Source organism: Streptosporangium subroseum (assembly GCF_900188345.1).
In the GTDB taxonomy this organism is placed as follows: Bacteria; Actinomycetota; Actinomycetes; order Streptosporangiales; family Streptosporangiaceae; genus Streptosporangium; species Streptosporangium subroseum.
In genome coordinates this window covers 326,135-346,664 of record NZ_FZOD01000001.1, presented here as the reverse complement: position 1 = coordinate 346,664, position 20,530 = coordinate 326,135, and the positions used below count along the sequence as shown (strand labels likewise).

At 65.3% G+C, this 20,530-nt stretch carries 19 protein-coding genes; 11 read left to right on the top strand and 8 right to left on the bottom strand.

Annotated features, from left to right (window positions below):
- The first annotated feature begins 327 nt into the window (after window positions 1-327).
- Window positions 328-1,365 carry an SDR family NAD(P)-dependent oxidoreductase gene (locus CHC08_RS01610; protein WP_089205301.1) on the top strand — a complete coding sequence of 346 codons (1,038 nt, stop codon included), beginning with the start codon at window positions 328-330 and terminating at the stop codon, window positions 1,363-1,365.
- A gap of 255 nt (window positions 1,366-1,620) precedes the next feature.
- Here the strand turns inward: CHC08_RS01610 and CHC08_RS01605 are convergent, their stop codons facing one another.
- The gene (locus tag CHC08_RS01605; RefSeq protein ID WP_089205300.1) at window positions 1,621-2,715 is read right to left on the bottom strand and encodes a zinc-binding dehydrogenase; all 1,095 of its coding nucleotides are present in this window, start codon (window positions 2,713-2,715) and stop codon (window positions 1,621-1,623) included.
- A 526-nt stretch (window positions 2,716-3,241) separates the two neighbouring features.
- Between CHC08_RS01605 and CHC08_RS01600 the strand changes: the two genes are divergently transcribed.
- The 7 genes from CHC08_RS01600 to CHC08_RS01565 all read left to right on the top strand — a co-directional run bounded on the left by CHC08_RS01600 (window position 3,242) and on the right by CHC08_RS01565 (window position 11,193).
- The gene (locus tag CHC08_RS01600) at window positions 3,242-3,868 is read left to right on the top strand and encodes a hypothetical protein (protein ID WP_218825062.1); all 627 of its coding nucleotides are present in this window, start codon (window positions 3,242-3,244) and stop codon (window positions 3,866-3,868) included.
- 522 nt (window positions 3,869-4,390) lie between these two features.
- Window positions 4,391-5,371 carry a carbohydrate ABC transporter permease gene (locus tag CHC08_RS01595; RefSeq protein WP_089205299.1) on the top strand — a complete coding sequence of 327 codons (981 nt, stop codon included), beginning with the start codon at window positions 4,391-4,393 and terminating at the stop codon, window positions 5,369-5,371.
- A 4-nt stretch (window positions 5,372-5,375) separates the two neighbouring features.
- Window positions 5,376-6,215 carry a carbohydrate ABC transporter permease gene (locus CHC08_RS01590; protein WP_245878061.1) on the top strand — a complete coding sequence of 280 codons (840 nt, stop codon included), beginning with the start codon at window positions 5,376-5,378 and terminating at the stop codon, window positions 6,213-6,215.
- A 33-nt stretch (window positions 6,216-6,248) separates the two neighbouring features.
- The gene (locus tag CHC08_RS01585) at window positions 6,249-7,511 is read left to right on the top strand and encodes an ABC transporter substrate-binding protein (protein WP_089205297.1); all 1,263 of its coding nucleotides are present in this window, start codon (window positions 6,249-6,251) and stop codon (window positions 7,509-7,511) included.
- A 71-nt stretch (window positions 7,512-7,582) separates the two neighbouring features.
- Entirely contained in the window at window positions 7,583-8,878 is a 1,296-nt protein-coding gene (locus tag CHC08_RS01580) for a Gfo/Idh/MocA family protein (RefSeq protein ID WP_089205296.1), read from the top strand.
- A gap of 102 nt (window positions 8,879-8,980) precedes the next feature.
- Window positions 8,981-10,075 carry a M20 family metallopeptidase gene (locus CHC08_RS01575; protein WP_089205295.1) on the top strand — a complete coding sequence of 365 codons (1,095 nt, stop codon included), beginning with the start codon at window positions 8,981-8,983 and terminating at the stop codon, window positions 10,073-10,075.
- 575 nt (window positions 10,076-10,650) lie between these two features.
- On the top strand, window positions 10,651-11,193 hold the full coding sequence (locus CHC08_RS01565; RefSeq protein ID WP_089205293.1) for a GIY-YIG nuclease family protein: 543 nt from the start codon (window positions 10,651-10,653) through the stop codon (window positions 11,191-11,193).
- A 131-nt stretch (window positions 11,194-11,324) separates the two neighbouring features.
- On the opposite strand, the gene CHC08_RS01560 is transcribed toward CHC08_RS01565, so the two are convergent.
- A complete protein-coding gene (locus CHC08_RS01560; protein WP_245878060.1) occupies window positions 11,325-11,894 on the bottom strand; it encodes a Clp protease N-terminal domain-containing protein in 570 nt (189 codons plus the stop codon).
- An 11-nt stretch (window positions 11,895-11,905) separates the two neighbouring features.
- Entirely contained in the window at window positions 11,906-12,037 is a 132-nt protein-coding gene (locus CHC08_RS52265) for a hypothetical protein (RefSeq protein WP_275937137.1), read from the bottom strand.
- 364 nt (window positions 12,038-12,401) lie between these two features.
- On the opposite strand from CHC08_RS52265, the gene CHC08_RS49285 reads away from it, so the two are divergent.
- Entirely contained in the window at window positions 12,402-12,839 is a 438-nt protein-coding gene (locus CHC08_RS49285) for a hypothetical protein (RefSeq protein ID WP_179281833.1), read from the top strand.
- A gap of 83 nt (window positions 12,840-12,922) precedes the next feature.
- Here the strand turns inward: CHC08_RS49285 and CHC08_RS52260 are convergent, their stop codons facing one another.
- Window positions 12,923-13,051 (bottom strand): hypothetical protein, encoded by a 129-nt coding sequence (locus CHC08_RS52260; RefSeq protein WP_275937136.1) that lies wholly within the window; start codon window positions 13,049-13,051, stop codon window positions 12,923-12,925.
- On the opposite strand from CHC08_RS52260, the gene CHC08_RS01550 reads away from it, so the two are divergent.
- Window positions 13,040-13,336 (top strand): hypothetical protein, encoded by a 297-nt coding sequence (locus CHC08_RS01550; protein ID WP_089205292.1) that lies wholly within the window; start codon window positions 13,040-13,042, stop codon window positions 13,334-13,336. The genes CHC08_RS52260 and CHC08_RS01550 overlap by 12 nt on opposite strands.
- Window positions 13,337-14,440: 1,104 nt before the next feature.
- Here CHC08_RS01550 and CHC08_RS01545 read toward each other — a convergent pair.
- The 4 genes from CHC08_RS01545 to CHC08_RS01530 form a co-directional block, all read right to left on the bottom strand.
- Entirely contained in the window at window positions 14,441-15,514 is a 1,074-nt protein-coding gene (locus CHC08_RS01545) for a restriction system modified-DNA reader domain-containing protein (protein ID WP_089205291.1), read from the bottom strand.
- A gap of 276 nt (window positions 15,515-15,790) precedes the next feature.
- On the bottom strand, window positions 15,791-17,533 hold the full coding sequence (locus CHC08_RS01540) for a caspase family protein (RefSeq protein ID WP_089205290.1): 1,743 nt from the start codon (window positions 17,531-17,533) through the stop codon (window positions 15,791-15,793).
- On the bottom strand, window positions 17,530-17,961 hold the full coding sequence (locus CHC08_RS01535) for an effector-associated constant component EACC1 (protein ID WP_143653052.1): 432 nt from the start codon (window positions 17,959-17,961) through the stop codon (window positions 17,530-17,532). The genes CHC08_RS01540 and CHC08_RS01535 overlap by 4 nt, the downstream gene beginning before the upstream one ends.
- Window positions 17,962-18,416: 455 nt before the next feature.
- Window positions 18,417-19,619, bottom strand: coding sequence for a serine hydrolase domain-containing protein (locus CHC08_RS01530; RefSeq protein ID WP_089205288.1), 1,203 nt, complete (start codon window positions 19,617-19,619; stop codon window positions 18,417-18,419).
- Between the two features lie 202 nt (window positions 19,620-19,821).
- Between CHC08_RS01530 and CHC08_RS01525 the strand changes: the two genes are divergently transcribed.
- The gene (locus CHC08_RS01525; RefSeq protein WP_089205287.1) at window positions 19,822-20,526 is read left to right on the top strand and encodes a TetR/AcrR family transcriptional regulator; all 705 of its coding nucleotides are present in this window, start codon (window positions 19,822-19,824) and stop codon (window positions 20,524-20,526) included.
- Window positions 20,527-20,530: the final 4 nt, after the last annotated feature.

Genomic DNA, 20,530 nt, shown 5'->3' with positions numbered 1-20,530 from the left:
GGCCGACGCGCGGCGCGACGAAGCTTGACCGAGGTGGGCGGCGACGCGCGAAGCCGTCTGCGGGTGCTGACGTGCGGAGTCGTCTACGGGCGGTGACGTGCGAAGCCGTCTGCAGGTGGTGACGTGCGAAGCCGTCTGCGGGTGGTGACACGCGAAGTCGTCTACGGGCGGTGACGTGCGGAGTCGTTTGTAGGCGGTGACGCGTGAAGCCGTCTGTAGGCAGTGATGCGTGAAGACGTCCGCAGGTGGTGACTCGCGGAGTCGCCACGCGAGAACCGATGACGCGACGAACGTCCGTCACGGGGCGATGAGGAAAGGGCTGCGCCAATGACCGTAAATGATCGTGGGCAGGATTCCGTCCCTTCGAACGAGGACCTCCCGTCCGTCAACGATGAGACGACACCGCCGGGCACGCCGCGCGGAGACAGTGCCCGGCGACCTGGTCGCCGGGCGTTCATCGGGCTCGCCGCCGCCGCGGCCGGTGCGGCGGGGCTCGCCGGTGCGGTGACGCTTCCGCCGTACCTCACCTCCCCCTCCACGAGTCCGCCGCCCGCGGCGCCTCCGCGGGGCCGATTCGACGGCAAGGTCGTCCTGGTCACCGGGGCCACCTCGGGCATCGGAGAGGCCGCGGCCAAGGCGTTCGCGGCCGAGGGAGCGAAGGTCGGCTTCTGCGGCCGGCGCGTCGAATTCGGCCGCCGGGTCGAGCAGGAGATCCGCCGGTCCGGCGGCGTCGCGCGCTACATCAGGGCCGACGTGCGTGATCCGCAACAACTCCAGCGGTTCGTAGACGAGACGGTTAGTGTCTTCGGCCGGCTGGATGTGGCGTTCAACAACGCCGGGATCACCAAGACCGCGCCGGTCCATGAGATGACGCTGGAGCAGTGGGTCGATGTGCAGGACACCAACGCGGGCGGGGTCTTCCTCGCCATCAAGTACGAGGTGCCGCACATGCTCAAGGCGGGTCACGGTGTGATCATCTGTACCGCGTCGGAGTCACGGCGGCCGGGCGGTGTCGCGTACACCGCGAGCAAGCAGGCGATCAAGGGCATCGTGGATGCCGCCTCCATGGACTACGGCCCGAAGGGAATCCGGATCAACGCGATCGCACCGGGCACGACCGACACCGCGTTTGCTCGACCGCAGGGCATTCCGGACGCCATCTGGGAGGCGTTCAAGCGGGCCTGGGGGCCGCGGAACGTATCCGGACTCCAGCGAATGGCCACGCCCCAGGAGATCGCCCGAGCGGTGGTCTCGCTGGCGACCGACGAGTTCTCCTACATGGCCGGCTCGACCGTGCTGGTCGGGGGCGGCCCACTGGGCGGCGGTGCGATGAACATGCCTCCGGGATTCCCATCGGCTCGCTGATTCACCGAGAACGGCCTGTCTCACTCGTTGAGTGCCCATGATCGACCTTCAGCGTCACTCCGATCTGCGACTGTCGGGCCGGGCATTGAGGATTGAACTCGGCAGAGTAGCCATCGTTGAAGAAGGCGCTTCCACAGGTGGGGACGCTATGACCATTGAAGTCCCAGTAGCGCTCGGAGGGCTGATCGGGCACTGCGGGTGCGTAGGAGGAGCGCGGTACAAGTCACCTTCGACGAAGAAAGCAGCGGCCCGCGGCTACGGGACGATGAGCGCTTTCACGACCCGGTGCGCGGCGACGTCCTCCAGGGCCTGCTGGGCCGCGCCGAGGTCGTACTCCCCGCTGATCAGGTCGGTCCACGGGAACTGCCGTCCGTAGCGGGCCATCACCTGGACCGAACGGTACAGGTGGCCGACGTCACTGCCCCAGCAACCGCGGATCTCCAGATGCTTCTGGTTGAGGTCCAGATGCGGGTTGAACGTCGCGTCGCCCGCGTTGGTGTACTGCCCGACGATCACGTACCGGCCGGCGTCCCGGGTGAGCCGCATTCCCTCGGGAACCGCCGCCGGTACTCCGGTCGCCTCGACCGTCACGTCGGCGCCGCGGCCTCCGGTCGCCTCACGGACCACGGCCAGGCGCTCGTCGGCGGTCGTGGTGGTGATGTCGAGGACCAGATCGGCACCGAACCGGGTCGCCGCGTCCAGCCGGACCTGCGACCCGTCGACCACGATCACCTGCCCGGCGCCGCGCAACTGCGCCAGGACCGCCGCGCACAGCCCGACCGGTCCGGCGCCCTGGACGAGCACGGTGTCACCGAATGCGATCTCGCCGAGCGTCACCGCGTGCAGGGCGGTCGGCATCCCGCAGCCTCCGGCGAGGAAGGTACGCCAGTCCAGCCCGTCCGGCAGCGGGATCATATGCACTCCCGGCTTCAGGTGGATGTGATCGGCCCAGCCGCCGAACAGCCCGTCGTCCGCGGAGAGCGTCACCCCGTACACCTTCCGGGACGGGCAGCGAGTGGTGGCGTGGCCGACCGTGCAGTACCAGCACCGCCCGCACGTGCCGTACACGTCGAGGAACGTGACCACCCGGCCCACCTCCAGCGGCGCTCCCGACACGTCAAGAGCCGGGGTGCCCGGACCGAGCTCGGCGACCCGTCCGACGCTGACGTGACCCGGGATGATCGGGTACGGTACGCCCGCTAGCTGCCCCTTCCACAGGTGCGCGTCGGTGCCGCACACCTCGCTGCCGAGCGTCTGGAGCAGGACGGCTCCGGGTTCGAGCGCTGGGCGATCGAATGTCCGTAACTCCAGCGGCGCATCAGGCCAGGGCATGACGACTGCGGAAATCATGTTCGCTTCCATTCTCTGGACTGGCTCAGACGGACGGCGACGGCGTTCGCGGTGACCACGCTGCCGATACCGGCCACTCGTGCGGACGCGGGACCTGGTCGAGCGGGGCGAAGAACAATGGACCGGAACTGTGCGGTAGATACCGCGCTGCCGGCCGGGCTCCGGTGCGATCGAGTGCTTTGGCATCGAAACATGCGCCACGGCGGTGCGCTCGACCATCTCGCACCGTCATTGAGCTGCGTCATTACTCCTCAGCGTACGTTTCCGGCCCGTTGTTCTTCGATCCCCGAACCGAGGAACCACTGGCCGGCCTGTCCGAACGGCCCGCGCGAACGCGATCATCAGTCTGGCCAAGCCGGCCGAGTACCCGCGCCTACGTAGGGCATCGACCTTATGCTCGGCGCACTGGTGTGTGGCCAGGGCGACCGGAACATGCAGGCGTGGCCCATCTGGTTTTGCGGCAACCGGGTAGGACGGAAACGTCTTTGCTACACGCCGGACAGCAGCGCGAGGATCGTGAGGACATATGAAGAATCCGCTGGTACTGGCAGGAATTCTGCTGTTCGTGACAGGGGCGGCGTGCGGCGGTCAAGATCCGATTACCGCGCCGACAAGTCCTGCCCCGTCGGTATCCGAGCCGACCGCCGCTGCTCCATCCGAGCCGACCGCCACCGCTACGAAGACCGCGGAGGGCTATTCCTACGAACTGCGCAAGAGTGACATTTCTTGGAATGGCACCGGAGACCCGTACAACGCCATGGTCAGGCTGGACGACGGGCGGCGGGTGGCCATGCATTATCAGCGCGGCGAGGGTCTCTATGAACAGCACTCCAGCCCGCAGGCCGACGGGTGGACAAGTCCGCACCTGATTTACGGCACGGAGACCGAGGCGTGTCAGGGGGTCCACCTACGGGCCTTCGGCGAAACCGTCACGGCTATAGCGGATTTCGGCCTCTACTGCTCGGACGGCGAACCGCCGATGGAGTCCATCGCGGCCGTGGGCGTGGGAAACCTGCGCACGTGGGACCACCACCTGACGAGAAGCTTCGACGGCTGGGAGCGGGTCTCGGCGGGCGCCGGCGGAAAGGAGATTACCTTCAGACGCGGGTCCTTCACACTGCGGTGGAGCACGTCCGGCGGTTTCTCGAAGTAAAAGGTCGCCGTGACCATGGGCGGTGGCTTCGCGACCCTGCCGATCCCTGTCTGGGCAACGTGCACTGCGGCTGAGTGACCACTCGGCGCCGACATCGCTTTATCCACCTGCTTTGAGGAACGCGGCACCACCTGTGAGCGGCTGTCGTCCAGGGATTGACTGCCTTTCATCAGGCGGCGGTGCGATGAACATGCCTCCAGGAATCCCGTCAGCTCGCTGATTCACCGATGACGGCCCGCCTTACTCGTTGAGTGCCCAGGACCGACCTTCAGCGCCTCTCGGGCTCCTCCGTCGGAAACTCCGCGACCAGTATCCTGGGCAGCCCCTGCAAGCGGTTGCATTAACCCGTGTTCGAGTGAGATTTTCCGCTGGTCCGCCGGCGAGGTATATCTCGTCTGAGCTGCGACGACAATAAATCGAACGTTGCATTTCGTGAGCCAGATCACTGCAAAGGGTTGACCTCTTAGTTCGTGAGTTATAGGAAAGCGCTATCCCGTTCACCGATTCCCCGAAGGGCCAGTGATGACCCTGAGTCCCGCACCGGCGGGGACGACCGAGGTGCCGGTCACGCCCCCCGAAAAGGCGGGCGCCTCCCACCTCGGGCGCCTCAAAGGCTCCCGTAGCCGATCGCAGGCATGGGCGGCCTATCTGTTCCTGGCCCCTTGGTTCATCGGCCTGTTCGCGATCACGATCGGCCCGATGATCGCCTCGCTCTACCTGTCGTTCACCGACTACAGCCTGCTGAGCGAAGCCCACTGGGTCGGTCTCGACAACTACGAGAAGATGTTCGTCCAGGACGACCGGTTCATGACCTCGCTGAAGGTGACGACCACCTATGTGGTGGTGTCCGTTCCGCTGCAGCTGGCCTTCGCCCTGGGACTGGCGCTCGTGCTGGACAGGGGTCTGCGCGGCCTGTCGTTCTACCGCTCGATCTTCTACCTGCCGTCACTGCTCGGGGGCAGCGTGGCGATCTCGATCCTCTGGCGGAAGATCTTCGGAGTCGACGGCATCGTCAACTCGTTCCTGGGCCTGTTCGGTTATGAGGGACATGGTTGGGTGACGAGTCCCGACACCGCGCTCTGGACGCTGATCATCCTGCACGTCTGGACGTTCGGCGCCCCGATGGTCATCTTCCTGGCCGGGCTCCGCCAGATCCCGCAGAGCCTGTACGAGGCGGCCTCGGTCGACGGCGCCGGCAGGTGGCGCAACTTCCGCTCGATCACCCTGCCGCTGCTCACCCCGATCATCTTCTTCAACCTGGTGCTGGAGGTGATCAAGTCGTTCCAGTCCTTCACCCAGTCGTTCATCGTCAGCGGCGGCAACGGCGGACCGGTCGACTCGACCCTCTTCTACACGCTCTACCTCTACATCAAGGGCTTCAAGAACTACGAGATGGGCTACGCGGCCGGCATGGCCTGGGTGCTGCTGCTCATCATCGCCGCGCTGACCGGTGTCAACTTCCTCATGTCTCGATTCTGGGTTTTCTATGGCGACGAGAAGTAAGCACATGCCGGCCCTGTTCCGGCCCGCCCCTCGCCTGGTCAGGCATCTGCTGCTCATCGTCGCCGGGCTGTTCATGCTCTACCCGCTGCTCTGGATGGTCTCCAGCTCGCTCAAGCCCGAGGAGCTGATCTTCCGGGAACCGGGGCTGGTGCCGACCGCGGTGACGGCCGAGAACTACACCCAGGGCTGGGACGCCCTCAAGCACTCCTTCGGCTACTACCTGTGGAACTCGGCGGTCATCACCTCCCTGGCGGTGATCGGCAACCTGGTCGCCTGCTCGCTCGCGGCCTATGCCTTCGCCCGGCTGGAGTTCCCGCTGAAGAAGATGTGGTTCGCGATCATGCTCGGCTCGATCATGCTGCCGCATCACGTCACGGTCGTCCCGCAGTACATCGTGTTCGCCAAGATCGACTGGATCAACACGATCTGGCCGATCGTCGTGCCGAAGTTCCTCGCGACCGACGCTTTCTTCATCTTCCTGATGGTGCAGTTCATCCGCACCCTTCCCCGGGAGCTGGACGAGGCGGCGGCGATCGACGGTGCGGGCTACTGGCGCACGTTCGTCCAGGTGATCCTGCCGCTGTGCGTCCCGGCGCTGGCGACCACCGCGATCTTCACCTTCATCTGGACGTGGAACGACTTCTTCACCCAGAACCTCTACCTGACCAACTCCGACAATCTCACCGTTCCTGTCGCGCTCCGGCAGTTCATGGACACCGGCGGCGACTCCTCCTGGGGGCCGCTGTTCGCAATGTCAATCATCTCCCTCGGTCCGATCTTCGGCTTCTTCCTCGCGGGCCAGAAGTATCTCGTCCAGGGCGTGGCGACCACCGGCCTCAAATAGTTCCTCCCACCCCCCATCCCCGGAGGTATCTCGATGAAGCGCATTCTGGCGGCCACCGCCGTCACCCTGGTCGCGATATCGGCCACCGCGTGCGGCAGCGACGACGACAGCGATTCCGGCGGGAAGACGAAGGTTGTCTTCTCGTACTGGGGCAGCGACGCCCGGCAGAAACTGACGGAGTCGGCCATCGCCACGTTCGAGGGGAAGAACCCGACGATCGACGTCGAAGGTGATTTCTCCGACTGGGACAGCTACTACGAGAAGCTGGCCACCAAGACCGCGGCCGGCGACGCCCCGGACGTCATGTCCATCGAGATCCGCGGTCTCGCCGAGTACGCCGGCCGCGCCACCCTCGCCGACCTCACCGGCAAGGTCAACACCGCCGACCTCGACCAGGACGTGCTCAAGGCCGGCCAGGTCGACGGCAAGCAGTACGCCATCCCCACCGGCGTCAACGCCTTCCCGATGATCGTCAACAGGGCGACGGTGGAGAAGGCGGGCCAGAAGGTCCCGGATGACACGGCCTGGACCTGGGACGAATACATCTCGATCGCCCAGAAGGTGACCGAGAAGAACGACGGCAAGGTCTGGGGCACCGAGTACAACGAGAACCCCGCCTTCCTGCAGCTGTTCGCCGCCCAGCGCGGGGAGCAGTTCTACAAGGACGACAAGATCGGCATGTCGGAGCAGACCGTCAAGGACTGGTGGATCCTCCTCCAGAAGATCATCTCCACCAAGGCCGGTCCGAGCGCCGCCCAGATGCTGGAGACCGGCACCAACGTCGACCAGGCCCTGCTCGCCACGAACGCCAGCGCGTTCGGCAGCTGGTGGAGCAACCAGCTCACCACGCTGAGCAAGGGCTCCGGCCAGGAACTCGACCTGCTGCGGATGCCGAAGGCCGAGGGCGCGACCACCGCCGGCATGTTCCTGCAGCCGGCGATGTACTACACGATCTCGTCGAAGACCGAGAAGGCCGACGCCGCCCAGAAGTTCGTCGACTTCCTCGTCAACGACCCCGAGGCCGGCGCCATCCTGCTCAGCGACCGCGGCCTGCCGACCAACCCCAAGGTCGTCGCCGCCATCAAGGACAAGCTGACCCCGGCCGACCAGAAGGTGCTGACCTTCATCGACTCGATCAGGAGCGAGCTGAGCCCGATCGCGATCCCGCCGAAGGGCTCCATGGAGATGGAGGACATCCTCAAGCGCGCCACCGACTCGGTGCTGTTCGACAAGGCCACCGCGGACGACGCGGCGAAGGCCTTCCTCACCGAGGCCAACGCCGCCCTCACCAAGTAACCGGCATCCGCTGACGTGCCGTACGGCTCGGCGCGAGCCGTACGGCAAGCATTCTCTTCCTGGAGTCCTTGATGCGATACGCCTTTGTCGGGCTCGGCCACCGAGTACAGCTGTACATCGACGCGCTGCTCGGCGAGTGGAGCGACACCGGCGAGATCGTCGCCCTCTGCGACGTCAACCGGACCCGGCTCGGCTACTACCTCGACCGGATCGGACGCGACATCCCGTGCTTCGCGCCGCACGAGTTCAACAAGATGCTCGAGCTCGCGGACGCCGTCGTGGTCGCCACCGTCGACGCCACCCACGCCCGTTACGTCGTCGCCGCGCTGGAGGCGGGCAAGGACGTCATCGTGGAGAAGCCTCTCTGCACCACCGCGGAGGACTGCGCGGCGATCATCGAGGCCGCCGAGCGGAGCACCGGCCGGCTCATCGTCACCTTCAACTACCGCTACTCGCCGCGCAACAGCGCCGTCCGCCGGCTGATCGCCGACGGGGTGATCGGCGACGTCACCTCCGTGCACTTCGAGTGGGTGCTGGACACCATCCACGGAGCCGACTACTTCCGCCGCTGGCACCGCGACAAGGCCAACTCCGGCGGCCTGCTGGTGCACAAGTCCACCCACCACTTCGACCTGGTCAACTGGTGGCTCGCCGACACCGCCCGCTCCGTCTACGCCCGGTCGGCGCTGCGGTTCTACGGAGCCGACAACGCCCGCGCCCGCGGCCTGCACGACCGGCCGAAACGCGCTCTCGGCGCGCCGGAACTCGGCACCGACCCCTACCTCCTCGACCTCTCCGCCGACCCCCGGCTCAAGCGCCTCTACCTGGACGCCGAGCACGAGGACGGCTACATCCGCGACCAGGACGTGTTCGGTGAGGGCGTGACCATCGAGGACAACATGGCCGTCCTCGTCGGCTACTCCCGCGGAGCGACGCTCACCTACTCCCTCAACGCCCACGGCCCCTTCGAGGGCTACCGGGTGGCCGTCAACGGCACCGCGGGACGGCTGGAGCTGGAGGTCGTCGAACGCGCCTGGACCCCGCCGCGGGCCGCGATCGATCCGACCGCCGCCGACAAGGCTCACGCCACCGGCGCCTCCGAGCGGCTCGTCCTGCACCGGCACTGGAGCATGCCGGAGGAGATCGCCATCTCCTCCGGCGCGGGCGGCCACGGCGGCGGCGACACCCTCCTGCTGAACGACGTCTTCCGCGGCGCCGGCGAGGACCCCCTGGGCCGCCAGGCAGGGCACCACGCAGGCGTCGCCAGCGTCATGATCGGCGTCTCGGCCAACCTGTCCGCCGCAACCGGCACACCCATTCTCCTCAACGACGACGGCACCCGGCCCGCGCGGACTGAGACTCGGTAACGGCCCCCTCCGACGCTGGTGACAAGGTTCTAGCGTGGCTGCGACAGGCGGCGTCCTGCGCCCGGGGTGCATCCGGGGCCCGTCGTGGGAAGGGTTTGGGGTATGGATCTCCGATCGTTCCTGGTGACCGCGCGAGAACTGCTGGCGGTGCCGTCGACCGCTGAGCGGCCGGAGCGGTTGCGTGAGGCCCTCGAGGTGGTTCTGGCGTTCGTCGGGGAGGGGTTCACCGTCGAGCGGTTCGAGTCGGGCGGCAAGCCCAGCGCGCTCGTCTACCGCGGTGCCGTACGGCCGCGCTTCCGGATGATCCTCAACGCCCACCTCGACGTGGTGCCGGCGCCCGAGCGGCAGTTCCGGCCGCGGATCGAGAGTGACCGGCTCTTCGCCCGCGGTGCCCAGGACATGAAGGTGTCGGGGCTGGTGATGGCGCAGGTGTTCCGCGAGGCCGCCGGGCGCCTGCCGTACCCGCTGGGGCTGCAACTGGTCACCGACGAGGAGGTGGGCGGCCGTGACGGCACCCTGCACCAGCTCGAACGCGGGGTGGAGGGCGACTTCGCCGTCATCGGGGAGCAGAGCGGGCTGCGCGTGGTCACCGACTCCAAGGGGGTGGCCGCGGCCGACCTGCGGGCCGAGGGGCGCTCCGCGCACGGCGCGTATCCGTGGCTGGGCGACAACGCCCTGACGAAGCTGCTGCGCACGCTCGACAAGGTGCTGGCGAGGTATCCCGACCCGGCCGAGGAGACCTGGCGGACCACCGTCAACGTCGCCAGGATCGAGACCCCCAACCGGGCGCACAACCAGATTCCCGCCCTGGCCGAGGCATGGCTCGACATCCGCTTTCCGCCGGGTGACGCCGACTTCGACGGCAGGACCACCGAGGAGGCGGCCGCGTACCTGGCGGCCTTCTGCGAACCCGGCGTCACCGTCACGGTGGGCCGGATCGACCCGCCGCACCACGCCGGCCACGACAGCCGCGAGGTGCTCGCCCTCCAGCGGGCCGCCCGCGACCAGGGGTTCTCCGGCGACCTGTTGCGCAAGCACGGCTCGGCCGACGGGCGGTTCTACTACCAGCGCGGCATCGACGCCGTCATCTTCGGCATCGGCGGCGACGGCCAGCACGGCCCCGACGAGTACGCCGACCTCACCACCGTCGAGCCCTACTATCGGGCGTTGCACGCGTTCCTCGCCGAGCTGGAGTGAGCGGAGTGCCAGGGCCTATCCCGGAGTCGTGATCAGATTGGGGCGATCGGCCTCGGGAGCGCTCGGGCATGCAAGGGGGCATCTGCCTTTCTCGATGCGGATGCGGGCGCGTTCGCGGTGTTGGGCGGATAGGCCATCGGGGTGGCGGGCATTGGCGTTTCGCCAGCGCCGGTAAGCGTGTAGGACCCGGGTCTGGACCGGGTGGGGGACTGACCGCTTTTTCCAGGAGTGAAGCGGCGGCGTAGCGCTCGGAAGGCTAGTCGGGCGGAGCGGGTCCGCAGGGGGAGCGCGGTGAGTCCTATGCAGGCCACGGCCACGATGGCGAGCAGCCAGGCTCGTCGGTATCCAGGACCCGGAGGAGCGCGAGGGCGATTCCGGCGGGGACGGTGACGATGGTGAGCACGACCACGGCGCTGTTGACGTTTCGGTGAGAGCGCCTCTCCTGGAGGTTCCATCCGGAGCACCTCTGCTTTTACGCGCCACGGGATGGTCAACGCGACATATGATCTTTTAGAGGTATTTGGTTAGCATGCTCTAGCGTTCCCCAAATCGACGGGAGCCAGCTGGGAGAAGCGATGCACGCCGCCCTCGTTAAGCCGGACATACTGTGGCGATCGGCCGACCTGCTGGCGCAGCCAAATGCCCTTCCGGCGGCCCCCGGTGTCTACGGGTGGCACTTCAACCAATCACCGGACGCGGGACTACCGGCCGGCCGGCTTCTCTACGTGGGTATCGCTCCGCGCCGGATGACCACGCACGAGAGTAAGCAGAACCTACGAACGCGTGTCCGCTACCACTTCCGGGGTAATGCCGAGGGCTCCACCCTGCGTCTGACTCTGGGCTGCCTGCTTGGGCTCGAACTCCGCCGCGTGGGCAGCGGGAAGCGGCTCACCTTCGGCAAGACCGGAGAGCAGGAACTCACGGAGTGGATGGCCGAGAACGCTCGGGTGTGCTGGTTGCTCCACCCAGAGCCGTGGACCGCCGAGTCCGCGTTCATCGCAGAGCTGGACCTGCCGCTCAACCTGGACCAGAACCGGCACAACGAATTTCACGCCCACCTGACGAATCTGAGAGCAGCCGCACGCAGCAGGGCACGTGAACTGCCCATTCTCATCTGACCGTGGAGAACTGCTGACTGCCTTTCAGGGAGTGAAGCAGTCGCGAGGGAGTTCAAGCCGGTATTCACCTACGGATCTTGAGCTCCTTCGTCCCATGCCGGTCCGGGTAGGGCTGGTTGTCCGATTGGGGGCTACCGTGCTCCGCCGAGCAGCCCGAGCACTTCCTGCTCGGTACGGTCCTTGGTGACGCCCAGGTCGCGCAGCACCTCCGCCGCAGGACCCTCGTCCAGGGTGATCACACCGAGCAGCAGGTGCTCGGCGCCGATGTGCTCATGACCAAGCCTCAGTGCCTCACGGTGCGTCAACTCCAGCGCTTTCTTGCTCTGCGGGGTGAAAGGGATGGCCGCAGGCACCGTCGCGGCCTGTGGGCCGAAGCGGTCGGCGACGGCCGTGCGGACCGGCTCGGGGGTGGCGCCGAGGGCCTGCACGGTCCGGGCCGCTGTGGCCTCCGGGTCCCGTATCAGGGCGATCAGCAGGTGTTCGGGCGTGATGGTGTCGTGCCCGGCCTCGCGGGCCTCCTCCTGGGCCCGTACCACGGCGGTGCGGGCCGCGGTGTCGTACAGCGCAAAGGTCCGGAGATCGGTCTCGGTGGCGCTCTCCGGCCCCTTGGGCACGAATCGCTTCTGGGCGGCCTGCTTGGTCACGCCCATGCTCCGGCCGATCTCGGTCCACGAGGCGCCCGAGTGCCGTGCCCGGTCCACGAAGTGGCCGATCAGATGGTCTGCGAGCTCTCCGAGGTGCTCGCCGAGGACAACGGCGTCGGAGAGCCGTCCAGTGGATCCTCGTCGGGGTGCCGACTGGTGATCACGTTGATGAGCTCGTCAAGTCGGGGTACGTCAGCCATGCGTCAACGACAGGTTGACGCATGAGGGGAGTCAACCGTTGGTTGTCGGTCATACCTTGCGCCGGCACTCGCCGCCGACCTCGGAAAATGCCTTGGTGAGCTGTGCAGAGCGGCGGCTATACCGCCGCGGACGGCTACTCGCCCGGCCACGAACAGTCGACCCCGTGGAAGCAATCATCTAGTCGCACGAATCGCAAGCGCCGGTCGAAGGAAGCTGCATGGAGCAGCGGGGACAGATCTGGGGAGGCCGCTCCGGGCGTACGCGTCGACGCTCAATGGCCGCTTGATGCCGTGGGGCGAGTGCGGGAACGCCGCCATCAGGAGGCAGGATCGCACCGAAGCGCCGGTAACACGCCAGACGGGCGTGAGCGGCGTGCAGCTCGCGAGCCAGAACGTCGTCTGCCGGCGGCTCTCCGGCAACCTCAAGAACTTCCTTGTAGCCCTCGCCGACCATGCCGTCATCGGTGTGTACCACCAGAGCGGTGAGTGGAGGGTCGCCGCGGCGATGAGATTCGTGAACCACCATGCTCAGGACAGCTCCGATCCAGTTATGGAGCAGAGTCCTGGTGCGTATACCTGTGCTCTCCTGAATCTTCTCGGCAAGCTCCTTGTAGGTGATGACCGCGTGATACGTGCGTGCCAGACCGACGAGCAAGGGGTAGGCCTCACGTGCCCAGCTCTCTCGGGCCTCCGCCGCCGTCACGGGAGTGCCGTCGGATACGCGCCAATAGCCATGTTGCGACATACCTGGTTCTCCAAGGTCCTTGGCGATGTCTTTCCTTATGGGTTCGCGCTTCTGTGATTGGAGAGGAGTGATCGTCGTCGACGCCGAGCATATAGACGGGCTCACCTGTGGGCGGCTGCGTTCAGGGATTAGCTGCCTTTTCAAAGGGTGAAGCGGTGGCGCAGTGCTCGAGGGGCCACCCTGGCGGAGCGGGTGCGCAGGAGGAACGCGGTGAGTCCCACACCGGCCGCGGCCACGGTGGCGAGTAGCCAGGGTTCGTGGGTTTCCATGACCTAGAGGAGGGCGAGGGCGATTCCAGCGGGGACGGTGACGACGACCACGGCGCTGTTGACGTTGCGGCTCTCGTCGTCACGGGTGAGCCGGTTGAAGTCGCTGATCTCGGTGAGGATCTGCTCGAAGCGTTCGCGGAGCGCGTGCTGGCGTTGGTAGGCGCTCAGGAGCTGGTTCGGAGCCCCGCGAGGTCAGGTACTGCGCGTGTTCATCGCGGCGGCGATACCAGTGGGATCGGGCCGCCATTCCTGAAAGAGTTTCAGCTCCGAGATTTTCTCGCGTGAATCTTGCCGCCAGAGGTTTCAGTGATCTGAGCAGAGGAGGCGGACACGAACTCCTCGATGGCTTGCCGAACTTGATTGGCTCGTTCCCGTAGAGCGGCCCGGTCCTCTACGTCGTGCATGGTAGCTGTGAGATCCATGGCGGCTTGAGCGAGCTGGGCTGGCTTCGTATCATCCGCCACAAGCCGCACCCGGTATAGAGCTTGCCATGCAGCTGCGCGACGGCGGAGGGCTTCTGTCTTTGCCTCTGCAGAGGTTGGGCTCTTACCATCCTCGTTCCTCTGCGCCCACTCGTCATATTGAGCACTTCGAAAAGCGAGGACAAAACCAGCGAATTCGCTGTATACCGAAAGCCTCTCCTGCCTAAGTCGCTCCGAGCGAGAGAATTGTTCAGCGCGGTTCGCGGTCTTGCGCTGGAAGGCGAAAGTGAGAAGCGAACCGAGCAAGGTTCCAGCTACGGCAATGAGCGCGGTAAAACAGCATTCATGCGGATCAGTTGACCACAAGCGAAGAGCCTTACGGGGGCACATGCCTCATCTACCTCGGGTCGGAGCTTGCGAGCTCAACCTCAGCCGAGCCTAGGGATGGTGTCAGCTGGCCGCGGCACTACCCGATGATGACCCTCGGATTCCCCGCCTGCTCGACGCGGCCACCCGGCAAGCCGAACCAGCACTAGCCCACGTCAGCGGCACCGATTACGCACTCTGAGGTTCCTCAAACCTTCCGGACAGCAGCCCCGTCAGCGACCTCTTCCACAACCGTGAACCGCTGCCTTGGTGCCCCAGAAGTCGTCGCTGCTCTCGAGCTAACTACACAAAAGCCGGGACCCATCACGGTCTCCAAAAGACCCGGAGCGATTCAATCTGCGGCCAAGCAGTTCCGCGCTGTACACGCCGCGCTGTGGGCAGGCGACAGGAACGAGCAGGTGGGTCATCCCGCAGCCACGGCAGCGCGACTGGCCGGCCCGACCCTTCTCTGTCAGACCGCCGATCCTCTCGCAGAAGCCACCGGTGAAGCCTTTCACCAGCATCCTGATCAGATCGGGTCTGTCAAGAGTGATGGCCAGCCCCGCGTATTCATGCCTGAGCCTCGAAGATGTGGAAGGTCTCAGTCAAGTTGATCGCGGATCATGCCGATCGGGCCCCATCCGTCATCGGTCTCGATCTTCCAGAATGCCCAGCCATTGCAGGACTGCCCCTGCAAAACTACTCCTCCGGCCTTTGAGAGGGAGGGGTACAACCGACCTGAGGCCAATCGGATGCGTCCGTCCTCCTCGATGGTGGCAGTGAATTGTTCTCGCCGCCGACTGCCGCGCAACTCGGCGCCTGGTTTGACCAAGCCAGCCTCGATGAGATCACGAACCTCGATGCGGTAATGGCGATTGGACGGCGTTCCGGAGGTTCCAAGCGTCGGTGGCCTCAGAAGTTCCTCCTCCGACGCGTCTTCGAACTCCTCGTCGGATAGCCCTTCTCCGAGTGCCGGGGCGGGCCCGATGGCCTCAACTGCCGTCGCGATCTTCCCCTCCGGGCTCTCGTTGAGCGCGATGAGGATGGCTGTAGCTAGACGCTCAAGCGTTTCGACCGCTTGCTGGGCCTCGTCGGCCGTAATGCTCCTTTTCAAGCTGTCGTCATCGGGTACACGGTCAGCCTCATGCGTGATCTTGTTGCGGCGATGAACGATGGCCCGAAGCATCTGCTTTATGGTTCCGGAGTCAACCTTCTCCGCTGGCTCCTGCTCCTTGTTAATTATCTTCGCGACGGCCTCCCAGAGCACCACGGTGCTGACGATCGCCAAGCCATCCTTGATGTCATCTGGCCCCTGGAAGGTCCTCCTGCTGATCACCTGCCGAAGGTGCTTACCGAGCGCCTCGTCGAGCGGGACACGGTGATGCTGAACGTCCTCGAAGAGCTCCATCGGGACGGCGAACTCACGAAACTTAGGCGGTTTAGCTATATCCGGATTCTTTGTGAGAAGGATTGCTCGAAAGAAGATTTCCTGACGAATCCAATGGTCGAGGGCTGCCACCGACTGGACCCATGCCGCACGGTACAGATCTCCGAGGTCAAAGGACGTCGCACCTATCGCATCGAGGCTCCTGCCTGCGTTGATGAGCTGCTTGGCATATTCTAAGTTTCGCTCGAAGTCGCGAAATGCGGGGGTTTTTGCGAGGTGGTCCGACACGCGCGTCCTTAGAAGGGTCCGTCAGAGGGGAAGAAGGAGTGCTGAACTGCAGCCTGAGCGGAAACAGCCACCACGATCAACATTCTGCATGGGGCCGACGGTTGCGGTCTAGCCCATGCATCGTGGGAACTGGCCTTCCCGGGCAACCCCTCTTTGGCAGGCAGGTTCAGGTGAGACAGACTTTAGGCGCGATCGCACGGATAGCCGGTCAGCTTGAAATACATCACTACATCGTTCGTCGGCGGTTGATCGTATCAGGTACGTGCGCGCGTCTCGTTATTGAGAGGGGACCGGAAGGATTGCCGAGCCAGGATGGCCATCCCAAGTCACCTCGATCTCGTCAGGAACCGAATGCGCGAGACTGCCGACCATCATGAAGCTCACTGATGCGTTTGGACGAACAGTAGTCTCTACCGGAAGCTGGGAAGCCACCTCCGCTACCCCCCTGCCGCCAACGGTCACATCTGTTGCCATCTCCGGGCCGACGTTCCGAAGTATGAAGCGATCCTTACGGCGCTCAAGCGTCCACTCAACGCCCGGTCTTCGCTGCTCGAGCGTCTGGAAAGTAACTAGAGAATTCGCCTTCTCATCGGTGTTCGCCGATCGAGCAGGAGCCTCCTCAGCAGCTTGGCGGGTGCGGAGCGTATCGAGGGCGCGCTGACACACGGCGTGCCAGGTCTCTCCACCCTGGTCATGAACCAATACACTGGCAATCACGTCCTCGTCGCATGTCTTTCCGTGCCAGGAGCACTTTCCCTGGGCTGCGCGGGGGCCTCCCGCGTGATAGCTGGAATCGAAGTCATGCTCATGCAGCAGCTGTGAGCTCATGACGGCTTCGGTCGTCGACGGACCAGGGGGCACATAGCCGTACTCTTCCAAACGCGCCCGTGCTTGTTCTTTCTCCTCCTCGGTGAACAGTGAAGCGAATCTGCTCTGCAATACGACGGATTCGACACTGAGGTCAAGGCGGTTGCGCTCCCATAGCGCGGTGAATCCATCAGACGTGCTGGGCGCGTTCAGCAGCTGTCGTGCGCTGGCGAGTCCACCGCGCTCGGAGACCATTTTGAGAAAATAGGTCGCGGGATATCCAGCCTCCTGTTTGGCTCGCTTATAGACCTCCACCATGGCGGCATGGAATTCACGCTCCAGCCCCTGGGCGTTCGTGGCCGGAGGAGCACTCGGTCCTGTCCGGGGCCTTGCCAAAGTGGTGCTCGGTGGACGAGGTGTCCTTCGTACCGGGGCGGCCGGAGGCGATTGCCGCGGGGGAACCGGCTCTCCGGAGGAGACGTAAGCCCTGTTTCGGATCAGGGTCAGTTGCCCCGCGGTATTGCGATCGCGCTTCTGCGGTAACGGGCGTCCTTTGCCGCGCATGACCGCGCGGACGTGGTTGTAGATGGTGTCGAGGTCAAGCAGTGCGCCGTGCCCGTGAATGCCCTCCTGAAAGACCCTCAGCAGTTCGGCGGTGAAGGCGGTGTGCGGTTCGCCCACGGGCGCGAGTGCCTTCTGGTTCTCCGCCGTCGCGGCCAGAACGTAGGTGCCCTCGGTGCTGGCCTCGTCGACAGCGGCGGTAATGGGATCGGCCATCGTGCCCAGCGCTCGTCCGCTGTAACAGCAGTCCAGGATGACGATGCGGCGGGTCGCGCGGCTTCCCAGCAACGCGTCTCTGATGTGGGCGTAGGAAACGGCGGTGTAGATGCGCTGGGAATCGGACCCTACCAGGGCTAGGTGCAGTTCTCCTCGACGATGATCGATCAGCCCGTGACCCGCGTAGTAGAGGACCATGGTGTCAGTGGCCTCGTCCGCCGCATGGGCAATGGGATCCAGCATGTCCATGCTCGTCGCCGGATCAGGCACGACCGTCACGTGCTCGGAGGGAAGCCCCCAAATTTCGCTCGCGGTCAACGCTTCGGCGAGGGACAGCAGATTGTCTTCCACCGAGGTCAGAGCTGGAAGCGAGTCGTATCGTGCTGTCCCGATCAGCACGGCGCGAGAACGGTGGGGATCGGGGACCATGCTCATGGTCGATCTGATTCGAGCATGCGAACAATCTTCTCTATCGCCTCAGGGTCGTCGTCCGATAAAACGATCTTCGTCCCGTCGCGCTCGATGGTGACGTGCGGTTTCGCTGGGCGAGTGGACCGCCAGGAGACATAGGCGAGCGCCAGGGTGAGGGTCTGGAAACCGCCATCCGTGATCAGTTTGATCACTTCCAGTGCGGAGCCCATCTCTCCGTCGCTGGGGGGAGCGCCGCTCAGCAGGACTTTCGCATGTCTGCGTACGTCGGGGTCATCCAGCAGCCACCCGTGAAGGGATCGCAACTCCTGCTCGGAACCGCTGCCATCGAATTGAATGCTGATCGACATGGTGATCTCTCTCGACGCCGTAGCCAGAATACGCTCGATCGACTTTCTCTGCAGGACATCACATCTCTCACTGATTCGTTGCAAGAACCCAATGATTGGGCTCTTTTCGTCCGGTCGCCGAGATGAGTAAGGGGTTCCTGCGGGAGCGGTGGGAGACGGTAAGCGAATGATGAGGGAGGCCATCAACCAGCCCGGCCGGAGACGCCGAAAATATCCAGGCCACCATGCTCGACTCGATCTGCGCGTTCTCCGGCAACTTTTTACCCGCTGTTTCTCGATGGCGAGGGCCTCCACCAGGTTCACCCAATACCGGGCCGGATCGCTAGCAGCGGCACGAAGTGAGGTGTCCACGCCGAACGATGGACTGCTCCAGAAGGCTGGTGCTCACCTCCATGCACCCGTGGGCATAGGAATGTTGATCATGAAGGAGTGCTGGCCCCACCTCATCGCCGAGAATGGCTGTCACTCGTCGTACGCCCTTGCTCCACTCGTGGCGCTCCACGTTGGCCTGCTCCTGGCCGGCTGCATGATGGCCGCCGTCAGTCGTCAATGGCCTGGTAGGCGCAGGTCCAGAAGTCGCGGAACACGGCAGGTGGCATCGGGGAGGTCATGTACCGCTGAGTCAGCAGGATCCCGATCAGCTCCTCGGCCGGATCGGTGTAGACGGAGGTGCCCGTGCCGCCGTTCCAGCCGAATCGTCCGGGGACGGCGGACAGGTCGTTCCGCCGGGTGATGACGTTGACCCCGAGCCCCCAGCCGCTTCCACCCCCGAAGAACACGGTGTTCTCCGCTTTCTGCTCCTCGGTGAGCTGGTCAGTGGTCATCAGCTCGACCGACGGCCTGGACAGGATGCGTTCCCCGCCGTACCGGCCCCTGTTCAGCATCATCGTGCAGAAGGCCAGCAGGTCGTCGGCGGTCGAGACCAGTCCGCCACCCGCTGACGGGAAGATGGGCGGCCGTCCCCACCGGGTCTGGCGGGGGTCGTCGTCGAGCACGAGCGCTCCCGTCCCGGGATCGGGCCGGTAGGAGGCGGTTAGTCGGTCCAGCTTGTCGGCGGGGACGTGGAATCCGGTGTCCTTCATGCCGAGCGGCTCGAAGAGGCGCTCCTTCAGAAGTTCCTCCAACGGCCGCCCGGTGGCCCGGGTCATGAGCACCCCCAGGACGTCGGAACCGGTGTGGTACATCCACTTCTCTCCCGGCTGGTGGACCAGGGGCAGATCGCCGAGCCGCTTCATCCACTCATCGGGCTCGATCGGTCCGACCAGCAGGCCGGGAGACAGCCCGGCCTCGTCCAGCGCCCGCTGGATCGGATACTCCCCAGGCTGCGCCATCACCATGCCAAGGCCCATCCGGAACGTCAGCAGATCGCGCAGGGTGAGCGGCCGATGCGCCGGAACCGTGTCGTCGAGGGGCCCGTCGGGCCGCTTCAGAACCCTGCGGTCGGCCAGTTCGGGCAGCAGCTCGTCCACCGGGTCGTCCAGCCGCAGCCGGCACTCCTCCACCAGGGTCATCGCCGCCGCTGCCGTGATCTGCTTGGTGACCGAGGCGATGCGAAAGATCGCATCGCGGCGCATCGGCCCGCCGTCGCCGCCGGCCTCCATGCTGCCGATCGTCTCCACGTGCACCTCGCCGCGCCGGGCCACCAGGGTGACCAGACCCGGCAGGTCGTCGCGTGCGACGTGCCCGGTCAGCACCCCGCGCATCCTTGCGAGCCGTACCGCCGACAGACTTGAAGCGCTCATCCCTGCTCCTCCGCGTTGCCGCCTCTCGACCAACAGACCCCACCGTACGGCGGCGCTGGATTCACCGGAATCACTCGCGGGGAGTCACAGCGTTCAGCCCTGTCTTGCCCTCGATCACACCTTGATCTACCCTGAGCCGCATGACCCCGTGACCAGATTTCAAATCTGGTCACGAAGTCGGGACCTCGAAGGGGGCTGGAAGATGGCGCGGTTTTCCGCACGCTCGGCCGACGCTGAGCGCGACCTGCGGGCCGATCGGATTCTGAACGCGGCCCGTGAGCTGCTGGTGTCGTGGGGATACCGGCGGATCACCATAGATGAGGTCGCCCGGCGCGCGGGCGTCGGCAAGGGCACCGTCTACCTTCACTTCAGTACAAAAGAGCAGCTGTTCATGACGGTGATGACGGCCTCGCACCTTCGGATGGTCGAGCTCTTCCTCCGCGACCTCGACGAGGATCCCGCGGCACTCCTGCTCAGCAGGATGGCCAGGTCGGTCTACATGCGGGTGCAGGAGGACCCCGTCGCCCGTGCGATCTTCACCGGCGACACCGACACCCTCGGTTCGCTCATCCAGGTCGTATCGACGGCCCCCGGGGATCTGGCCGAAGAGCGCGAGCGCGCCATGAACGAGTATTTCGAGCTCCTGCGCGAGCGCGGCGTGCTGCGCGCGGACTCATCCGTTCAGGACCAGCGTCACGCGTTCGTCGCGATCCTGATCGGCTTCCTGACCATGGAGCCGGCCGCCAAGAGCACAGCGGGGGACATGCTCGCCCAGGTCGTGCGCCTGGCCTTCGAGGTCTCCGACGACCCCGAGTGGCTGAGCACGCTGGTGCCGCACGTCCGCGGTGTCCTCCAGCGCATGGTCGACCGCCTGCACGACGAGATCCGCAGCAACATGAACATCTGACCAC

Bases quoted from the DNA above. Each gene is read 5' to 3' on its own strand.
- CHC08_RS01605 (WP_089205300.1), bottom strand. From the start codon at position 2,715: ATGATTTCCGCAGTCGTCATGCCCTGGCCTGATGCGCCGCTGGAGTTA.
- CHC08_RS01600 (WP_218825062.1), top strand. From the start codon at position 3,242: ATGAAGAATCCGCTGGTACTGGCAGGAATTCTGCTGTTCGTGACAGGG.
- CHC08_RS01575 (WP_089205295.1), top strand. From the start codon at position 8,981: ATGGATCTCCGATCGTTCCTGGTGACCGCGCGAGAACTGCTGGCGGTG.
- CHC08_RS01565 (WP_089205293.1), top strand. From the start codon at position 10,651: ATGCACGCCGCCCTCGTTAAGCCGGACATACTGTGGCGATCGGCCGAC.
- CHC08_RS52260 (WP_275937136.1), bottom strand. From the start codon at position 13,051: ATGGAAACCCACGAACCCTGGCTACTCGCCACCGTGGCCGCGGCCGGT.
- CHC08_RS52265 (WP_275937137.1), bottom strand. From the start codon at position 12,037: ATGGCTGACGTACCCCGACTTGACGAGCTCATCAACGTGATCACCAGT.
- CHC08_RS01590 (WP_245878061.1), top strand. From the start codon at position 5,376: ATGCCGGCCCTGTTCCGGCCCGCCCCTCGCCTGGTCAGGCATCTGCTG.
- CHC08_RS01585 (WP_089205297.1), top strand. From the start codon at position 6,249: ATGAAGCGCATTCTGGCGGCCACCGCCGTCACCCTGGTCGCGATATCG.
- CHC08_RS01525 (WP_089205287.1), top strand. From the start codon at position 19,822: ATGGCGCGGTTTTCCGCACGCTCGGCCGACGCTGAGCGCGACCTGCGG.
- CHC08_RS01595 (WP_089205299.1), top strand. From the start codon at position 4,391: ATGACCCTGAGTCCCGCACCGGCGGGGACGACCGAGGTGCCGGTCACG.
- CHC08_RS01540 (WP_089205290.1), bottom strand. From the start codon at position 17,533: ATGAGCATGGTCCCCGATCCCCACCGTTCTCGCGCCGTGCTGATCGGG.
- CHC08_RS01530 (WP_089205288.1), bottom strand. From the start codon at position 19,619: ATGAGCGCTTCAAGTCTGTCGGCGGTACGGCTCGCAAGGATGCGCGGG.
- CHC08_RS01610 (WP_089205301.1), top strand. From the start codon at position 328: ATGACCGTAAATGATCGTGGGCAGGATTCCGTCCCTTCGAACGAGGAC.
- CHC08_RS01580 (WP_089205296.1), top strand. From the start codon at position 7,583: ATGCGATACGCCTTTGTCGGGCTCGGCCACCGAGTACAGCTGTACATC.